The sequence below is a fragment of the Paenibacillus xerothermodurans genome (assembly GCF_002220865.2).
GTDB classification, from domain to species: Bacteria; Bacillota; Bacilli; order Paenibacillales; family NBRC-103111; genus Paenibacillus_S; species Paenibacillus_S xerothermodurans.
Map to the genome: position 1 here is coordinate 19,600 of NZ_NHRJ02000014.1, position 16,582 is coordinate 36,181.

Below are 16,582 nucleotides of genomic sequence, written 5' to 3' on the forward strand. Positions count from 1 at the left end.
ATGATCGTTAAACACTTGAATGATGTGGTCAATACTCAAGACGATGTGGATACGCGGACATGGAACTCAAGAAGGCTGTTGCTGCATAAAGACGGGATGGGCTTCTCGATGCATGACACGATTATCAAGGCGGGAACTGAAACCTTCATCTGGTACCAACATCACGTCGAAGCCGTCTATTGCATTGAAGGCGAAGGAGAGATTGAGATCATTGGAGGCGAAACGTATCCGATCCGGCCCGGGATGCTGTACGCGCTTGATGAACACGAGAAGCAGTACTTGAGAGCCAAAACGCAAATGCGAATGATATGTGTATTTAACCCGCCGCTCACTGGCGGCGAGATTCACGATGAAAACGGAGTCTATCCTTTGCTTGCTCATTCCATGGATTAAGGGAGTTGTTCATATGCTGAATGAAAAATTAACGCTCAACCAGGAACTGGACGTATACCCGAGCAGAATCAAGGCGAAGCTTGAAATCATCCCGCGCAAAGATCCCGTGGTGTATTCGGAGTGGACGCCGGAAAGTGCGGTTACTGAGGAACAATCCGATTTCTACGAGCAAAACGGCTATTTGTTTTTGGAACAGTTCTTCACCGAAGAAGAAATTACAGAGTTTCAGGAAGAAGCCCGCCGTCTACAAATTTCAGCCCGCACTAACCGAACGGATGTCATTGTGCGCGAACCGAACAGCGATGAAGTCCGATCCGTTTTTGCCATCCATCGTATTAACGCCGTTTTTCAAAAGTTGTCCCGGCATCCGCGTTTGATGGCGATCGTCGAGTATATTTTGGGCGGCCAGACCTACATACATCAGTCCAGAATCAATTACAAGCCGGGCTTCACCGGGAAAGAGTTTTACTGGCATTCCGACTTTGAAACCTGGCACGTTGAGGACGGTATGCCAAGAATGAGAGCGCTTAGCTGCTCCATCGCCTTGGAGGATAATTTCCATTATAACGGCCCTCTCATGGTAGTGCCGGGCTCGCACAAGCAATTCGTTGCGTGTGTTGGCACAACTCCGGAAAACCATTTCAAGCATTCCCTGCGAAAGCAGCAGTACGGGGTGCCGGACGATGGCAGTCTAACTGAGTTGGTCAAACAAGGAGGCATTGATACTCCGGTCGGCAAAGCAGGATCCGTTGTGTTGTTTGATTGCAATATTATGCATGGCTCCAACAGTAACATTACGCCACTGACTCGAAGCAACGTTTTCATTGTGTACAACAGCGTGCATAACAAAGTTCAGGAACCGTTCTCGGGACAAAGACCAAGACCCGAATTCATTGCTACACGCAAGGGATTATGATTTTTGGAGCCAATGGCTCCTTTTTTATTTGCTCGAGGCTGTTCCTGATCTGATTGCCTGCGTTCACTGAAGAGCTCGAATTGTGGGGGGCGGGACGCATTTGGCTTGGGGGTCCTGCCTGATCGTCCTTCTGACTTGACCGTTTTCCCTCACCGCTCCGCCAAAGTTATAGATCCGGCAGTTAATTACTGTGGATTTGCATGAGAGCCCACACCGATGGTTTTTTTCTATTTTTTTGGGAAAAATACTACCGATCAGGGGGGATTCCATGTTTTTCATGACTTTGCTCATCATTCTACTTGCAACCAAACTAGCCGGCGATGTAAGTGTGCGATTGGGGCAACCTGCGGTCGTAGGGAAGCTGTTGATCGGAATCATCATCGGACCTGCTCTCATTGGGTGGGTGCAGAGTTCGGAAATTATCGATGAACTCAGTGCAATCGGAGTACTTCTGTTGATGTTTATGGCTGGTCTGGAGACGGATGTCGATGAATTAAAAAGGTCACTCAGACCTGCGACTGCTGTCGCAGTTGGAGGTATCCTCCTTCCCTTGTGCGGCGGTTATTGGTTTGGAGCGGCGATGGGAATGAATACCGGACATGCGGTATTTCTAGGCTTGTTGCTGTCTGCGACATCGGTCAGCATCTCTGTTGAATCGCTGAAGGAATTAAATATGTTGAAAAGCCGGGAAAGCACCACGATTTTAGGTGCTGCCATTTTGGATGATATTCTTGTTGTGATCCTGCTTGCGTTTGTCATGAGCATTTTCGGCGGTGAAGAAGTGAATCTTACAGTGCTTATAGCTCAAAAGTTGATTTTTTTCGTTCTAGCGGGCTTCATGATTTGGAAAGGCGTGAAGTGGTTAATGAATTGGCTCGCGCCGCGCAGGGTGACCGAATCGGTCATAACCGCCGGATTAATCGTATGCTTTTTTCTGGCAGTTTTGGCTGAGGAATTCGGTGTGGCTGGCATCATCGGTGCATTCGCAGCAGGCTTAGCTATTTCCCAAACCACGTATAAGGACGAAGTGGAGGAAAAATTGGAACCGATCGCGTATGCCGTGTTCGTCCCCATCTTTTTTGTCAGTGTAGGTTTCTCCGTTTCTTTTGAGGGGGTATGGGATCAGCTGGGTTTATTGGTGCTGCTCACCGCTGTAGCCATCCTGACAAAATTACTTGGATCGGGAATCGGAGCACGACTTACAGGATTCTCAACTCGATCCTCATTAGGTATTGGCGCGGGCATGGTTTCACGCGGGGAAGTGGCGTTAATCATTGCGACCATTGGTCTGGAAAGTGGGCTGCTGGCCCCGGAATACTTCACGGTACTTGTCATGGTGGTGATATTGACAACGTTGGTAACGCCGTTCTTGCTTAAGATGATTCTGCGTGACCAAAGCGGCTTGCGGGATCGTGCATAACAAAGTTAATAACATCAGTGGCTCAGAAGCGTGAGTTCTTGCTCACACAGTTGGACACCTCGCATATTACTTAAGCATGTTAGTGTCGCCCCGCAAGTGAGTATTCACGCGAGTAAACACACCCTTTTGCGTAACATCTTTACGTGCAAGGCGAGGCAAAAGATGTGGGAGAAATGGAATAACAAAAAATAACGTTGGAAATTATACTTACAAAAGTATGAAGAAAATTGGGGCGTGCCCGCATGGCATTCAGTATCATGGAAACCGTAAAGGATGGGCTACTGCGGCAGAATTATCACAATTTTTCCTCTGCTATTAGTTTTTGCATTACTGATGGGGAGAAGATCAGTCGGGGAACTTCCCGTTTTTGATTTTTTAATCATAATTTCACTCGGTGCGGTCGTTGGGGCGGATATAGCGGACCCAGACATAGGCCATATCCACACCGCGATTGCCATTGTCGCGATCGCTCTGCTGCAGAAAGTGTATTCATTTTTTCTCATACGAAGTCGTCGTTTTGGTAAATCAGTTTCGTTTGAGCCCATCGTTGTCATAAAGGACAGTGCTTTTATAGTGCAGAATCTAAAGAAGGCCAGATATCCCATCGACAACATTTTGCAAATGCTGCGGGAAAAAAATATCTTTGATATCTCAGAAGTTGATACCGCCGTGATTGAGGCCAATGGGAAATTAACTGTGTTTAAGAAAGCGGAAAAATCCGCCGCAACGAGAGAGGATGTGGGCGTTGGCCGACCGGACCAGGGAGTGGCATACCCAATCATTATAGAAGGCCGTATAGAACAACAAACCCTAAACAAGCTAAATTTGACTGAGATTTGGGTCCTTCAACCACTTGAGCGTAAAAAAATGAGATTATCGGATGTCTTCTTTGCTTCAGTGAACGGGAAGCGAGAACTAAATATCACGACAAAACAGCAGCAGCCCTCGCCACCGCCTATTTTGCACTAACGCGGTGAAACCGCTACGTAACATAACCATACCTCGCATGGGTAATAATGGCCCGGGTGACGCATACGTAGAGGGGAATGGTACATACCATGACTGATTGTGCTTCCGATTTTGTCATCGAAGCCACTATCTCTGAACTGCAGCAGGGAATGTGTACTGGTGAATTTACATGCAAAGACGTGACACTCGCGTATCTTAACAGAATAGCCAAATACGATAAACAAGGGCCTAATATTAACTCCGTGCTTGAGCTCAATCCTCAGGCGCTTGTCATTGCGGAAGCGCTCGATAAGGAACGTGCGGTTTCTGGGCGGCGCGGTCCGCTGCATGGCATACCGATCCTGTTAAAGGATAACATTGACACGGGCGACAGAATGCACACGAGCGCCGGTACCATCGCTCTTGCGAACTCATACGCCGCACAAGATGCGTTTTTGGTTAGACTGCTTCGAAAAGCTGGGGCTGTTATCCTCGGTAAAGCTAATATGTCGGAGATGGCGAAATTTGTTTCCAAGCGCGCCCCCAATGGATACAGCTCCCGAGGCGGTTTCGTGAGAAATCCTTATGGTCCGGCAAATCTGGACGTGGGCGGCTCGAGCTGTGGTTCAGGGGCAGCCGTTGCAGCTAATTTGACAGCCGCAGCGATTGGCACGGAGACCCTTGGTTCTATCATTAATCCATCGGTTGAGAATTCCATTGTTGGACTTAATCCTTCTGTAGGATTGATTAGCCGGACTGGCATCGTACCAATTGCCCCCACTCACGATACTGCAGGACCGATGACCCGTACGGTTGAGGACGCGGCCATCTTGTTAGCATCATTAATCGGTGTGGATCATGATGACCCCTCCACTACAATGGGGAAAGGAAGATCACACAAGGATTATACCTCTTTTTTAATAGGGGAGGGGCTGCAAGGAGCAAGGATAGGTCTTCCCAAGGGAGCCCACTTCCCTCATCTGCCGGCTGAGCATCAGCGGTTAATTGAGAAGGAAATTGATGTGTTAATACAATTAGGTGCCAGCATGATTGAAGTTGAGGCCATTACCCCATTAGAAAGACAAGAGTGGGACATTCAATCGCTCGTTTATGAATTTAAACCGGCGATAAACCATTACTTAAATAAACTCAGCCCTTTTGTACCCGTGCATTCTTTGAAAGAGATGATCGCTTTCAACGACCAATATAACAAGAAGTTAGTGACGCAATATGGGCAGGATCTTCTCATCGCGGCTGAGGCAACCAGTGGAACATTGACGGAACCTGAATACATCATGTCGAAGGCGAGAGACCTAGAGTTAGCGCGAACCAACGGAATTGATGCGATTCTCATCAGACATCAATTGGACGCGATTCTATCCCCTGGACACGATGGAGTGGCTGCACCGGCGAAAGCTGGCTACGCGTCGATCACCGTTCCAGCCGGCTTTACCAAAAAGGGAGAACCTACGGGCATCACTTTCTTTGGTGGGCAATTCAGCGAACCCACCTTAATCAAATTGGCGTATGCATACGAGCAGGCCACCAAACATCGACGACCTCCACAGTTGAGCGCGGGCAACAACGAGTAAATACAAATTGAACTCTAAGCTGGCCAGAAATGATTCAAGCTGCGCTGATTTTGTTTATAGATATTATTATAAAAAGTATAAATAATTTGCAGGTTATTCACTCTTTACCCAATGAATGATTCTGACATATTCCCTTGGAGAGAAGGGATAGGAACGGTCGCTCGTAGTTGTAGAATATCGATGTGAATAGATGGTTAACTTGCCGTTATAGGGGGCCGTATATGCTTCGTTGAGCCGCTGTTCGGTCATACGAAGGCTACAAGAGCCTCCCGCCATGATGATGATTACAAATATGATGGTTGAAACGCTTACTTCTCGCCTGTGCATAGGGATTCTCTCCTTTCTTACTAAAGAGTCATCCCCAATTTCACCATATTTCATGCCCTATTTCGTTTCAACGCCGAAAACTTCTTTTGACAAACACAAGGTGTGGAGGATATACTGAGTAACAGCAAATAAACCAACTAAATCATATGTTTTAACTGGAGGAGCCTGCCAACAGCGGGCTCTTTTTGCGTTTTTGCCTGATTCGACAACAGGGACTTACGTTAGCACAGGTTGGAATGCTTGAAATACGTACATTACGTTTGGTTGAGGAGGATGAAGTTTGTATTTGCTGCATCTTGTTATTATTTTGCCTTTTATTTTCGCGTTAGGTAGCCTGTTTGTGTCTAAAGTGAAGCAGCATATCCACACCGGATGGTTTATTTTACCTGCACCTATCTTGATATTTATCTATTTTGTGCTACGGCTCCCAGAGGTCCGGAATGGGGAACAGTTAACGGCTTCGGTACCGTGGATGCCCTCACTCGGAGTGAATTTCACCGTTTATTTGGATGGGCTGAGTCTGCTGTTTGCGCTGCTAATTTCAGGGGTTGGCTCTTTAGTTATTCTTTATTCGATCTTTTACTTAAACAAAAGAAAAGAAGCTATCGCCCAGTTTTACATTTATTTGCTGCTATTCATGGGAGCAATGCTCGGGGTGGTGCTGTCCGATAACCTCATTGTTCTTTACGGCTTCTGGGAGCTGACGAGCATTTCTTCCTTCCTACTGATCGCTTTCTGGCATCAAAGGGAAAGGTCGAGGTACGGCGCCTTAAAATCAATGCTAATTACTGTGTTCGGCGGCTTGGCGATGCTAAGCGGGTTCTTACTGCTCTACGTTATTACAGGAACATTCAGCATTAGGGGAATTAGCGCGAATGTAAGCACGATAGCGGAGCACAGCTTATTCGTGCCTGCAATGCTGCTCGTGCTGCTGGGCGCCTTCACAAAGTCTGCACAGTTTCCGTTTCATATTTGGCTACCGGATGCGATGGAAGCACCCACACCGGTCAGCGCGTATTTACATTCTGCAACTATGGTAAAAGCGGGATTGTATTTGGTAGCACGACTTAGTCCGATATTTGCTGGGGAAGCTGGCTGGTTCTGGCTGGTATCCGGAACAGGAATCCTAACCTTGATCTACGGTTCATATCGGGCACTCAAGCAGACAGATTTGAAATCAATGCTTGCGTTTTCAACGATTAGTCAGCTGGGACTTATTATGAGCTTGCTCGGTCTTGGTTCGGCAGCAGCCATTTATTCGGACACAGGCGCGTCTCTGTTCTATGTGAAAGCAACCATGGCGGGCATCTTCCATCTAATTAATCATGCTGTATTCAAAGGCGCCCTGTTCATGGTGGTAGGTATCGTCGATCATGAGACCGGAACGAGAGACATCCGTAAGCTGGGAGGCTTGATGTCGGTCATGCCGGTGACCTTCTCCATCGCTTTGATCGGGACATTCTCCATGGCTGGGCTGCCGCCGTTTAACGGCTTTTTGAGTAAGGAAATGTTTTTTACGGCCGTGCTCAACATTATGGAGATGGATGTTCTGAATATGCAGTTTCTAGGCATAGTATTCCCGGTTATCGCTTGGATTGCGAGTATCTTCACATTTATATATAGCATGCTGCTGCTATTCAAAACCTTTACAGGTCAGCAGTTCGACAAGCTCGAGAAAAAGCCGCATGAGGCTCCGCTGGGTATGCTGCTGCCCCCGGTAGTTCTGGCAGCGCTGGCTGTTGTTTTCGGCTTATTTCCGAATTTGTTGTCCTACACACTAATCGAGCCGGCGATGGCAGCGATTCATCCCACCATGCTGGTACCAGGACAACAATTCGACGCGGCTATTCATATCTGGCATGGCTGGACGACCGAAGTATTTATGACGCTAGGCGTCGTTGCAGCGGGAATTGTATTTTACCGGCTACATCATCGCGTGAAATTGCTTCATCAGCCATTATTTAGCGGGATAACCCTAAATAAAAGCTATGATGGCGGCCTTAACCTGCTGGATAAGGCAGCAAAAGGTCTCACAGATCGTTATATGACGGGCTCCATTCGCCATTACTCGATGTATATCTTTGTGTTTCTGATTGTCTCTATTACGGTAACAATGGGCGGCTCTTCGAATATTCGGTTTGACTTCTCCGAATTTGCGCCGATGTCATTATATGAAGCGGTTGTGATTTTCGCGCTTATCGTATCGGTGATTGCCGTTGCGTTTGCACACACGAGGATGATGGCGATCATATTGACGGGCACAGCCGGATATATGGTCACTTTATTTTTCGTCATCTTCCGTGCGCCGGATCTGGCGCTGACCCAGATGATCGTGGAGACGGTATCAGTTACATTATTCCTTCTCTGCTTCTACCATTTGCCTAAGCTGAAGAAAGAGATTGAGTCAATGCGCTTTATACTGCCCAACTTGATCATCGCGCTTGGAGTAGGCGGGGTCATGACCTTACTTGCTCTAAGCGCCAGCAGCAGCCGATCGTTTGATTCGATCTCAGATTTTTTTATCAAGGAAAGCTACAACCTCGCGGGTGGTAAAAATATTGTCAACGTCATCCTCGTAGATTTCCGTGGTTTTGATACAATGCTGGAAATTGTTGTGCTTAGTATTGCATCGTACGCAATTTACGCCCTAATCAGATTGAAGCTAGTCCATGAGGGGCACCCCGTTCGCCGTGGTTATTGGGAGAGTGGAAGTGGAAATAAGCTTCCGAACAACGGGCTGCGTAGCAATGATGTGATTTTAAAGACCATCTCCAAGGTAGTTATTTTCATCATTCTGACGTTTTCCTTTTATCTGTTTTTCTCCGGACACAACGAGCCTGGCGGCGGCTTCATCGGAGCGTTGATGTCGGCTGCCGCCATCGTTCTGCTAGCAATGGCGTTCGGTATCAACACGGTTCGGGAGGTCATTCCGGTCGATTTCCGCAAAGTCAGTGCGGTGGGCATTATAGTCGCTCTATTGACGGGCATCGGCTCTTTCTTTTTCGATGTGCCGTTTCTCAGCCACACCTTCGGTTATCACGATCTGCCGTTACTCGGCCACACTGAATTGGCAACCGCTATGCTGTTCGATTTAGGTGTCTTTCTTACCGTCGTTGGCATCACCATGACGATTATTCTGGCGATAGGGAGGGATAAGTAAGGATGGAATTATACATGTCACTTGCCATCGGCGTGCTATTTACCGTCGGCGTTTACCTTGTGCTGTCGAAGAGCCTGCTGCGCATTATATTAGGGACCTCGCTCCTTACGCACGGTGTGCATTTGCTTTTGCTCACCATGTCCCGTTTAAAAACAGGGGCCGCTCCGCTGCTAGGGCAAAAGGCGGAGTCCTATGTGGATCCGCTGCCACAGGCGCTTATTCTAACATCCATTGTCATTAGCTTCGGCGTGACGTCCTTCTTCTTCGTGCTCGCCTACAAGGCTTATCAGAAATTGGGAACGGACGATATGGAACAATTAAGGGGGGAGGAGAATGAATAATCTGCTTGTGCTTCCACTGCTTATCCCTTTATGTACAGCTGCTATTCTTATTTTTCTGAAAAACAACATACCAGTGCAAAGGTGGCTGAGCGCCCTTAGCTTATTGGCTACAGTGGCCTGCGCGGGGAAGATATTATATCAGGTAAGAATGGAAGGCATTCAAACACTGCATATGGGAGGCTGGCTGCCGCCTTACGGTATCATATTTGTAGCGGATATGTTATCTGCTCTGCTTATTCTCGTCACAGCTGTCGTTGGCGCCTTTTGTTTGTTATACTCCTTCGGTACGGTCGGGGAGCAGCGGGAACGCTATTATTATTACCCGTTCTTTCAATTTCTGCTGGTCGGGGTTAACGGTTCGTTCTTGACTGGAGATCTGTTTAACTTGTTTGTTTGTTTCGAGGTGATGCTGATCTCCTCTTACGCGCTGATCGTACTTGGCGGAACGAAAAAACAGCTTCGCGAAACACTAAAATATATTTTAATCAACATTTTATCGTCAACATTATTCGTTGCGGCTGTAGCTTATTTATATGGTGTTGTCGGAACGCTGAACATGGCGGACCTATCCCTCCGGGTAGCAGAGGCAGGCCAAGACGGCATATTAAACGTCATCGCCATTTTGTTCATGATTGTTTTCTCACTAAAAGCGGGCTTGTTTCTCTTCTTTTGGCTTCCGGGGTCGTACAGCGTTCCGCCGGCAGCAGTGTCCGCCTTACTCGGCGCCCTGCTGACCAAGGTAGGCTTGTATGCGCTGATTCGGACCTTTACGCTCATCTTCTACCACGAACCGTTGGTTACTCATAGCTGGATTGCGTGTATGGCGGCCGCTACAATGATCCTTGGTGCATTGGGGGCCATTGCCTATTCGGACGTGCAAAGGATAATTAACTATAACGTCATCATTACCGTAGGTTTCATTGCTTTCGGGCTGTCAGTGACAGCTGATCATGCAATGGACGGCGTCGTCTTTTATTTGCTGCATGATATGGTCGCCAAGGCCGCACTGTTTATTTTGGGAGGCTTAATCGTACATGTAACTGGCACGAGCCAGCTACAGGAGATGGGCGGCATGATGAAGCGTCATGCGACAATGGGTTGGATGCTCTTCATCACCGCTCTTGCTATTGCCGGTATTCCGCCGCTCAGCGGCTTTGCAGGCAAGCTGCTCATCATTCAGGGAGGCTTGGAGGAGCATTATTTCTGGCTGACTGGCGTCGCGGTTGCGTCCAGTTTTATCGTTCTCTATTCGTTAGTAAGATTATTTATGAGCGCGTTCTGGGGAGAAGAGAAACCTCGGCCAGCTACTCAGGCGGCTGTCTCTACAGGGATGCTGCTACCGGCTGTGGGACTCTGTTTTATCATGATAATGATGGGGATTGGTTCGGAATGGGTATATCGGTTTGTATCGGAGGCTGGAAATACGCTAATAAATCCGGCAGTTTATATTGACGCCGTACTGAAGGAGTAGAGGAGATGGCCTTACAAATATTATTAAACCTGATCATAGCCTTCGTTTGGATGTTCTTATACAATGACTGGTCGGCGTCGCGGTTTACGGTCGGGTACCTGCTGGGGATCATTTGCATCGGACTACTCAGCCGCTTCTGGCCGCACGACTTTTATTTAAAACGATTATGGGCGGTTGTTAAATTGCTTCTCCTGTTCACCAAAGAGCTGTTTATTTCCAGCTTCACGGTCATGTGGCAAATTATCCGTCCCCGGCTGGCGGTTCGACCAGGGATATTCGCACTGAAGACGGAGCTCAAATCGGATTGGGAAATTACCGTTCTGTCGTGCCTTATATGTCTGACCCCCGGCACATTAACGCTGGATGTGTCGCGGGACGGACAGACGCTATATATTCATGCGATGGATATCGAGGATGTCAATGAACTGTCTAAGCAGATCAAAGACTCGTTTGAGAGAGCGATCATGGAGGTGACGCGGTCGTGATGTCTAGTCTACTACTGTTATCGTTAGCAATTTTGTCACTGGCGATCGTTGGCTGCATGTATCGGTTACTCAAAGGGCCATCGGTCTCAGACCGTATCGCCGCGCTTGACACGATCGGGGTTCTGCTGCTCTCTATGATCGCGATCATTTGCATGCTGTTAAAAACATATGCATATTTTGACATCATATTGGTGATAGGCATTCTTACCTTTATAGGAACTACCGCCTTTGCGCGATATATAGAAAGAGGTGTTGTCATTGAAAACGGAGATGATTCTTCAAATGGGTGAAATTCTGATCGGATTCCTGGTGTTAGCGGGCAGTTTGATAAGCGCGGTAAGCGCATTCGGCCTGATCAGGCTGCCAGATGTTTATCTACGCTCACATGCCGCGACGAAAAGCGCTACGCTAGGCGTGCTCTTTATTTTGGTCGGCGCTTTTCTTTATTTTGCATTTTTCTTGGATCATGTGAGCGCCAAGCTGTTGCTTGGCATCGTCTTTGTATTTATAACCGCACCGGTCGCAGGTCATCTGAACGGAAGGGCAGCGTACCGCTCTGGCGTACCACTGAAGTGGAGCGTCCAGGATGACTGGGCGGGAGAGCTAAAAGAGAGAAGAGCGAATAGAGCCACTCCCATGGCTAAAAAAAAGAACATAAGACAGACAAACGGAGACTATAGTTCGTGAAGAGTTAAGCAATCTTCTGTAACATTTCAACGGTTTACATGACCGGACGGTGCTTGAGCCTATTTCAGCATAATAAGTCTGGTAGTTCTTCATACGATTTGGAGGTGGGACGCCTTGAAAAACCAATGTGAGATCATACAAGATCTCCTTCCGCGCTATATTGATGGTGCTGTGCATCCCTACACGAAAACATTTGTTAGCACTCATTTATCCGAATGTCATGTGTGCAACAAATACGTTCAACACATCAAGGATCTTAGTTCTTACCACTCAAAGGGCAAGCTTCCTGCAGCAGCGTCCGTGTCATTTGATGCAAAAGAATTCGCTCGTACTGTGAGGATGTGGAAAGTAAGGGCTGCTATAGCGGGAATTTCCATTTTATCCGTCATCTTGTCAATTGTCTGGTATATCGCGACTATCGAGTTCGAGTAACAGGGAGAAACACCACGCTGCTGCAATTGATTATCCTGGTAGTTCGGCAAAGGAAATGTAAGCGCTGGATTCAGCGTTAGCTGAATTCAGCTTTAATTGTATGTCATGTTTTCATCTTCATGACCTTAGCCTGTGCCGCCAGCCACAATTATGATGATGGTCCGGCTTATGGCCCCGTTAAAGTTGCGATTATCACGCCGTGCAAGCGTAAATCCGACACTTTTTTGATCAGACAAATTGTTGCGAGCACAAATCTGTGCTCCGGACTGTCCAGTGGTGATTCTTAATCATAATACTATTCGTTCTGGGAGAAGCACAACGCATTCGCTTGCAGAGGCGGTAAACTTTTTTTATTGATACTTAGCCCATAGTGTCTTCGAAGTAGAATCGGCGTAACTCGGAGTAAGGGATGTACGCATCATGCTATCCAATAATGATCCCCTCCTTGGGATAATGATAGCGGTCTTTTTTCACGCGCCCGCGAAACATGAAGAGCAGTGTAAGCATACCAATTCGGCCAATGAACATTAAAAAAATGATGATCAATTTACCTTACGGAATACACAACGCCGACCCAAGCAACTTTGTATGATATCAAAGTGTATGCGTTCGGCGGAGACCCATCATGGGCTAGCGAGGAGAATAGGCCTCATATCCATAAACTGGTTGATTGGGTGGGGCAATATAATCATCATGCTCCAGCAGAGGGAGGATTTACAGGCATTCATTTGGATATCGAACCTTATAATCAAGATGCTTGGGACACCGATCAAAGGCAGACCATGATCGATGGTTGGCTCGCTAGCTTAACCAAAGATAACAGCACATTGAAGTTGGCGCGGATTTGCTCCGCCTCTAGCATTTCTTGTATTGTGTCGGCAGACAGCTCTTTGAGAGCGGACTGCACGTCCGCCATTGATTTCATATCGTTGTCTTTAATAATGCTTTAAACTTGTTCCTTGCCAAACTTCCGAGCCACTGTGTTCATCCTTCCGATCCGACCTTTGCCTATTATTCTAATAGATTGATTGGAGAGTTTACACAGGTTATTTAACAGACTCAACCCCGGTGGTGTGGACCTCCCACAAACCTCTTTACACAAGGTTAAGACCAAGTCATACTCTTGTGCAAAGGGGTTGATTCTTTGAAGCGAATAAAGTACGACAAGGCCTTTAAAGTGGAAGCTGTCTTACAGGTGCTCGGGGAACGAAGAAAGGTCTCCCATGTGGCAAAATCGCTGGGCATCATTCCGACGATGTTGAGTCGGTGGGTGTACGAATACGAGCAGTATGGCGACAAAGCCTTTACAGGCAATGGCGTTCCTGTGCCTAACACCGAACTGGAGATCCAGCGACTGCAAAAACGTGACGAGCTGCAACTGGAAAATGAAATCCTAAAAAAGTTTCAGGAATACTCGAAGCGGTGGGAGAAGTTAAATACACTTTCATCCGAAAAAGCACCGAGAACTACTCCGTAAAACTGTTATGCGATCTGCTTAAGGTCAGCCGGCAAGCTTACTACGACTGGTTAAAACGTGGCAAAAGCAACCGCGCGATCGACAGCGAAATCCTCATCGAGGATATCCGCAAGATTTACGCCGAGTTTAAAGGGCGTTACGGCAGTCCCCGCATCGCGTTGGAACTGTGCCGCCGTGGTAAGTTCACGAGTAAAAACCGAGTGGCACGGCATATGCAGCAAGTTGGGCTGGCGGCCCTGCCCTGGAGAAAAAAGAAAGTGATGTCCCGCAAGCCCTCCGCTGAAGGTATCGCTGAAAACCTAGTCAAACGGGTTTTTGATACCAAGACCAAGCACATCCTATGGGTCGGTGACATTACCTACATTCCCTTGCAGACCGGTGGTTTTCTGTACTTGGCGGTATGGATCGATGTATTCTCAAGAAAAGTCGTGGGATGGGCCATGCAAACCCGAATGACCGATCAGTTGGTGATCGAGGCATTTAAGCAGGCGATACACAAGGAACATCCACCTGTCGGTCTCATGATTCATACCGACCGTGGTTCGCAATATACAAGCAGGCGGTTTCAGGCCATTGTTAAAAGCTATGGAGCGATGATCAGCATGTCCAGACGGGGCAATCATTATGACAATGCAGTCATGGAGTCTTTTTATAAGACATTAAAACGCGAACTCATGCATGATACAAAGTTTGGCAACGCAGAGGAAGCGAAACGGGCTATTTTCGAATATATCGAAATGTTTTATAACACCAAACGCATGCACTCCGCTCTCGGTTATAAAACGCCTGTGGAGTACGAGCTACAGTCCAAATGAGCTTTTGGTCTTAACTATGTGTCAAGGAAATTGGGGGAAGTCCAGTGCGCAATGACGCCGTCGGTAGCTAAGCTACTCCTCTACGGCTGCATCCGTCCGGGGCTGGTGCTCCGTAAACACCGCCAAATACTTCACTTCATCGGACAAGGCGGTAACGGCGTGCTCTTCCATCGAGTTAAAATGCAGACTATCCCCGGCAGACATGTCATACTCCACACTGCCCACCTTGTACTTCATTTTCCCGGATAGCACATAAATAAACTCCTCCCCTTCATGAGAGAATACGTGATTCTTCACCTCACCCTTTCGTGCAATGAAAATGTAGGGCTGCAAAATCTTGTTATGCCGTCCGGATGCAAACGCGAAAAAGGAATAACCTTTGCTCGTGGTGATCCAATTCGCTGTGTCCGCATACTGTGTGGCGCTCACCTTCACCGTGTCCAGACCCGACTGCACTTCCAGCAAATCCGACACTTTCACCCCCAGAGCGTTGGCGATTTTCATCAGTGTGGCAACGGCCGGCATCGTGCTGCCGCTTTCAATTTTGGACAGGAGGCTTTTGCTGAAGCCGCATGCCTTCGCTATCTCTTCCTGGCTGCGTTTCTGTTCTTTGCGAATGATCCGAATTCGTTTACCCAAATCCATACTATCCCCCCATCCGGAAAAGGCTTCATGTCTAACATAATTCAACTTGGTTGAAATAACAACCAGGAGGAGTATTTCTGAAAAGTATGCACTGCCATGCCATTTGTATGACATGGTGCTTTCGAATATTAACTAAAATTCAACTGAGTTGAATCTAAGTTAACTTTATTAATTTTGGGTGAATATTGTTGAACGTTGGTGCGTAGGATTGGAGTATGATTCAACGAAGGGGGAGATGACATGAAGAGCACCATCTGTATCATTGGTGCGATGGATACAAAAGGCGTCGAGTTTCAATTTTTGCAAACGCAAATCGAAGCCCGCGGACACAACACGCTGGTTGTCGACACCGGTGTCATTGAGGCGCCGCTCTTGAATCCGGACATAGGCCGGGAACGTGTCGCCGCTGCAGGCGGTTGCTCCGCAGAGGAGCTTGCCCAGCGCCGGGACCGCGGGAGAGCTATGGCGGTGATGGCGGCCGGCGCCGCCCAGGTGGTGCGTGAGCTTTATGAGCGGGGGCTGATTCATGGCATCATCGGGATGGGCGGTACCGCCGGTACAACCGTCACAAGCAGTTCAATGCGCACACTGCCAATCGGCTTTCCCAAGATCATCATCTCTACGGTCGCGTCCGGGGATACCAGAAGCTATGTTGGTACCAAAGACATTTTGCTGTTCCCGGCAATCGTTGATGTCGCGGGAGTTAACCCCATCAGCAGGGAGGTGTTCACCCGGGCTGCCGGAGCTATATGCGGCATGGTTGAAGCGAGGGTGCCAGGAGGCCGTGATGACAAGCGGATGGTTGCCGCCAGCATGTTTGGCAACACGACTGCGTGTGTGGACCGGGCGAGAGCACAATTGGAGCAAGCGGATTATGATGTGTTGGTGTTTCACTGCACGGGCACGGGTGGGCAAACACTCGAGGGCTTGGTTGAAAGCGGATACATTAGTGGAATATTGGATGTTACGACGACCGAATGGGCGGACGAGATTGCGGGAGGGGTTTTTGCCGCCGGTCCCAATCGTGGCGACGCTGCAGCAGCGAGAGGGATTCCACAGGTAATCGCCCCGGGATGCGTCGACATGGTGAACTTTCATTCACGGCACACGGTGCCGGAGAAATACAGGGTGAGAAAGCTGTATGAGTGGAACCCGACGGTCACGCTGATGCGTACGACTGCGGAGGAAAATGCAAGAATAGGTAAAATTTTGGCGGAAAAGGCCAACGCGAGCACCGGTCCGGCAGCGTTTCTGCTCCCTTTGAAAGGCGTGTCCATCCTAGACAGTCCTGGGCAGCCATTCTGGGATGCACAAGCTGATCACGCGTGCTTCGAAGCGATCAAGCGGCACGTGAAGGCTAGCATACCTGTGTTGGAGCTGGACTTCAACATCAATGACCCCGCATTTGCGGACAAAGCGGTCGAACTGCTGCTGGAGATGCTGGCGTCTCGAACAAACTAAAACAAAGGGCGG

At 48.2% G+C, this 16,582-nt stretch carries 17 protein-coding genes; 15 read left to right on the forward strand and 2 right to left on the reverse strand.

What is annotated here, in order from left to right:
• The 12 genes from CBW46_RS16980 (at position 1) to CBW46_RS22370 (ending at position 12,172) form a co-directional block, all read left to right on the forward strand.
• Positions 1-393: an ectoine synthase gene (locus CBW46_RS16980; protein ID WP_089201189.1), complete on the forward strand. Its 393-nt coding sequence runs from the start codon at positions 1-3 to the stop codon at positions 391-393.
• Between the two features lie 13 nt (positions 394-406).
• The gene (gene thpD, locus CBW46_RS16985) at positions 407-1,309 is read left to right on the forward strand and encodes an ectoine hydroxylase (RefSeq protein WP_089201190.1); all 903 of its coding nucleotides are present in this window, start codon (positions 407-409) and stop codon (positions 1,307-1,309) included.
• A gap of 268 nt (positions 1,310-1,577) precedes the next feature.
• Complete coding sequence (locus CBW46_RS16990; protein WP_089201191.1) at positions 1,578-2,729, forward strand: cation:proton antiporter; 1,152 nt, start codon at positions 1,578-1,580, stop codon at positions 2,727-2,729.
• 273 nt (positions 2,730-3,002) lie between these two features.
• On the forward strand, positions 3,003-3,698 hold the full coding sequence (locus CBW46_RS16995) for a DUF421 domain-containing protein (protein WP_243633367.1): 696 nt from the start codon (positions 3,003-3,005) through the stop codon (positions 3,696-3,698).
• A gap of 89 nt (positions 3,699-3,787) precedes the next feature.
• Positions 3,788-5,269: an amidase family protein gene (locus CBW46_RS17000; RefSeq protein ID WP_089201192.1), complete on the forward strand. Its 1,482-nt coding sequence runs from the start codon at positions 3,788-3,790 to the stop codon at positions 5,267-5,269.
• Positions 5,270-5,876: 607 nt separating this feature from the next.
• The gene (locus CBW46_RS17005; RefSeq protein WP_089201193.1) at positions 5,877-8,756 is read left to right on the forward strand and encodes a Na+/H+ antiporter subunit A; all 2,880 of its coding nucleotides are present in this window, start codon (positions 5,877-5,879) and stop codon (positions 8,754-8,756) included.
• Between the two features lie 2 nt (positions 8,757-8,758).
• A complete protein-coding gene (locus CBW46_RS17010; protein WP_089201194.1) occupies positions 8,759-9,097 on the forward strand; it encodes a Na(+)/H(+) antiporter subunit C in 339 nt (112 codons plus the stop codon).
• Complete coding sequence (locus CBW46_RS17015) at positions 9,090-10,568, forward strand: Na+/H+ antiporter subunit D (protein WP_089201195.1); 1,479 nt, start codon at positions 9,090-9,092, stop codon at positions 10,566-10,568. Before CBW46_RS17010 ends, CBW46_RS17015 begins: the two co-directional genes overlap by 8 nt.
• Positions 10,569-10,573: 5 nt before the next feature.
• Positions 10,574-11,053 carry a Na+/H+ antiporter subunit E gene (locus CBW46_RS17020; protein WP_089201196.1) on the forward strand — a complete coding sequence of 160 codons (480 nt, stop codon included), beginning with the start codon at positions 10,574-10,576 and terminating at the stop codon, positions 11,051-11,053.
• Positions 11,053-11,343, forward strand: a complete 291-nt coding sequence (locus tag CBW46_RS17025) for a Na(+)/H(+) antiporter subunit F1 (RefSeq protein WP_424446669.1) — start codon at positions 11,053-11,055, stop codon at positions 11,341-11,343. Before CBW46_RS17020 ends, CBW46_RS17025 begins: the two co-directional genes overlap by 1 nt.
• Positions 11,324-11,740: a monovalent cation/H(+) antiporter subunit G gene (mnhG, locus tag CBW46_RS17030; RefSeq protein ID WP_089201268.1), complete on the forward strand. Its 417-nt coding sequence runs from the start codon at positions 11,324-11,326 to the stop codon at positions 11,738-11,740. The genes CBW46_RS17025 and mnhG overlap by 20 nt, the downstream gene beginning before the upstream one ends.
• A gap of 114 nt (positions 11,741-11,854) precedes the next feature.
• Entirely contained in the window at positions 11,855-12,172 is a 318-nt protein-coding gene (locus tag CBW46_RS22370) for a zf-HC2 domain-containing protein (RefSeq protein ID WP_165842357.1), read from the forward strand.
• A gap of 769 nt (positions 12,173-12,941) precedes the next feature.
• Here CBW46_RS22370 and CBW46_RS21925 read toward each other — a convergent pair.
• On the reverse strand, positions 12,942-13,097 hold the full coding sequence (locus tag CBW46_RS21925; RefSeq protein ID WP_243633368.1) for a hypothetical protein: 156 nt from the start codon (positions 13,095-13,097) through the stop codon (positions 12,942-12,944).
• Positions 13,098-13,316: 219 nt separating this feature from the next.
• On the opposite strand from CBW46_RS21925, the gene CBW46_RS17045 reads away from it, so the two are divergent.
• The gene (locus CBW46_RS17045; RefSeq protein ID WP_165842358.1) at positions 13,317-13,649 is read left to right on the forward strand and encodes a transposase; all 333 of its coding nucleotides are present in this window, start codon (positions 13,317-13,319) and stop codon (positions 13,647-13,649) included.
• On the forward strand, positions 13,595-14,464 hold the full coding sequence (locus CBW46_RS17050; protein ID WP_089201200.1) for an IS3 family transposase: 870 nt from the start codon (positions 13,595-13,597) through the stop codon (positions 14,462-14,464). The genes CBW46_RS17045 and CBW46_RS17050 overlap by 55 nt, the downstream gene beginning before the upstream one ends.
• A 72-nt stretch (positions 14,465-14,536) precedes the next feature.
• Here CBW46_RS17050 and CBW46_RS17055 read toward each other — a convergent pair whose 3' ends face one another.
• Positions 14,537-15,109 (reverse strand): helix-turn-helix domain-containing protein, encoded by a 573-nt coding sequence (locus tag CBW46_RS17055; protein WP_089201201.1) that lies wholly within the window; start codon positions 15,107-15,109, stop codon positions 14,537-14,539.
• A 240-nt stretch (positions 15,110-15,349) separates the two neighbouring features.
• Between CBW46_RS17055 and CBW46_RS17060 the strand changes: the two genes are divergently transcribed.
• The gene (locus tag CBW46_RS17060) at positions 15,350-16,570 is read left to right on the forward strand and encodes a Tm-1-like ATP-binding domain-containing protein (RefSeq protein ID WP_089201202.1); all 1,221 of its coding nucleotides are present in this window, start codon (positions 15,350-15,352) and stop codon (positions 16,568-16,570) included.
• The last annotated feature ends 12 nt before the right edge of the window (positions 16,571-16,582 follow it).

What these genes read in the sequence shown, in the direction of transcription:
- CBW46_RS16980 (WP_089201189.1), top strand. Translation starts at nt 1, where the DNA reads ATGATCGTTAAACACTTGAATGATGTGGTCAATACTCAAGACGATGTG.
- thpD (WP_089201190.1), top strand. Translation starts at nt 407, where the DNA reads ATGCTGAATGAAAAATTAACGCTCAACCAGGAACTGGACGTATACCCG.
- CBW46_RS16990 (WP_089201191.1), top strand. Translation starts at nt 1,578, where the DNA reads ATGTTTTTCATGACTTTGCTCATCATTCTACTTGCAACCAAACTAGCC.
- CBW46_RS16995 (WP_243633367.1), top strand. Translation starts at nt 3,003, where the DNA reads ATGGGCTACTGCGGCAGAATTATCACAATTTTTCCTCTGCTATTAGTT.
- CBW46_RS17000 (WP_089201192.1), top strand. Translation starts at nt 3,788, where the DNA reads ATGACTGATTGTGCTTCCGATTTTGTCATCGAAGCCACTATCTCTGAA.
- CBW46_RS17010 (WP_089201194.1), top strand. Translation starts at nt 8,759, where the DNA reads ATGGAATTATACATGTCACTTGCCATCGGCGTGCTATTTACCGTCGGC.
- CBW46_RS17015 (WP_089201195.1), top strand. Translation starts at nt 9,090, where the DNA reads ATGAATAATCTGCTTGTGCTTCCACTGCTTATCCCTTTATGTACAGCT.
- CBW46_RS17020 (WP_089201196.1), top strand. Translation starts at nt 10,574, where the DNA reads ATGGCCTTACAAATATTATTAAACCTGATCATAGCCTTCGTTTGGATG.
- CBW46_RS17025 (WP_424446669.1), top strand. Translation starts at nt 11,053, where the DNA reads ATGTCTAGTCTACTACTGTTATCGTTAGCAATTTTGTCACTGGCGATC.
- mnhG (WP_089201268.1), top strand. Translation starts at nt 11,324, where the DNA reads ATGATTCTTCAAATGGGTGAAATTCTGATCGGATTCCTGGTGTTAGCG.
- CBW46_RS21925 (WP_243633368.1), bottom strand. Translation starts at nt 13,097, where the DNA reads ATGAAATCAATGGCGGACGTGCAGTCCGCTCTCAAAGAGCTGTCTGCC.
- CBW46_RS17055 (WP_089201201.1), bottom strand. Translation starts at nt 15,109, where the DNA reads ATGGATTTGGGTAAACGAATTCGGATCATTCGCAAAGAACAGAAACGC.
- CBW46_RS17060 (WP_089201202.1), top strand. Translation starts at nt 15,350, where the DNA reads ATGAAGAGCACCATCTGTATCATTGGTGCGATGGATACAAAAGGCGTC.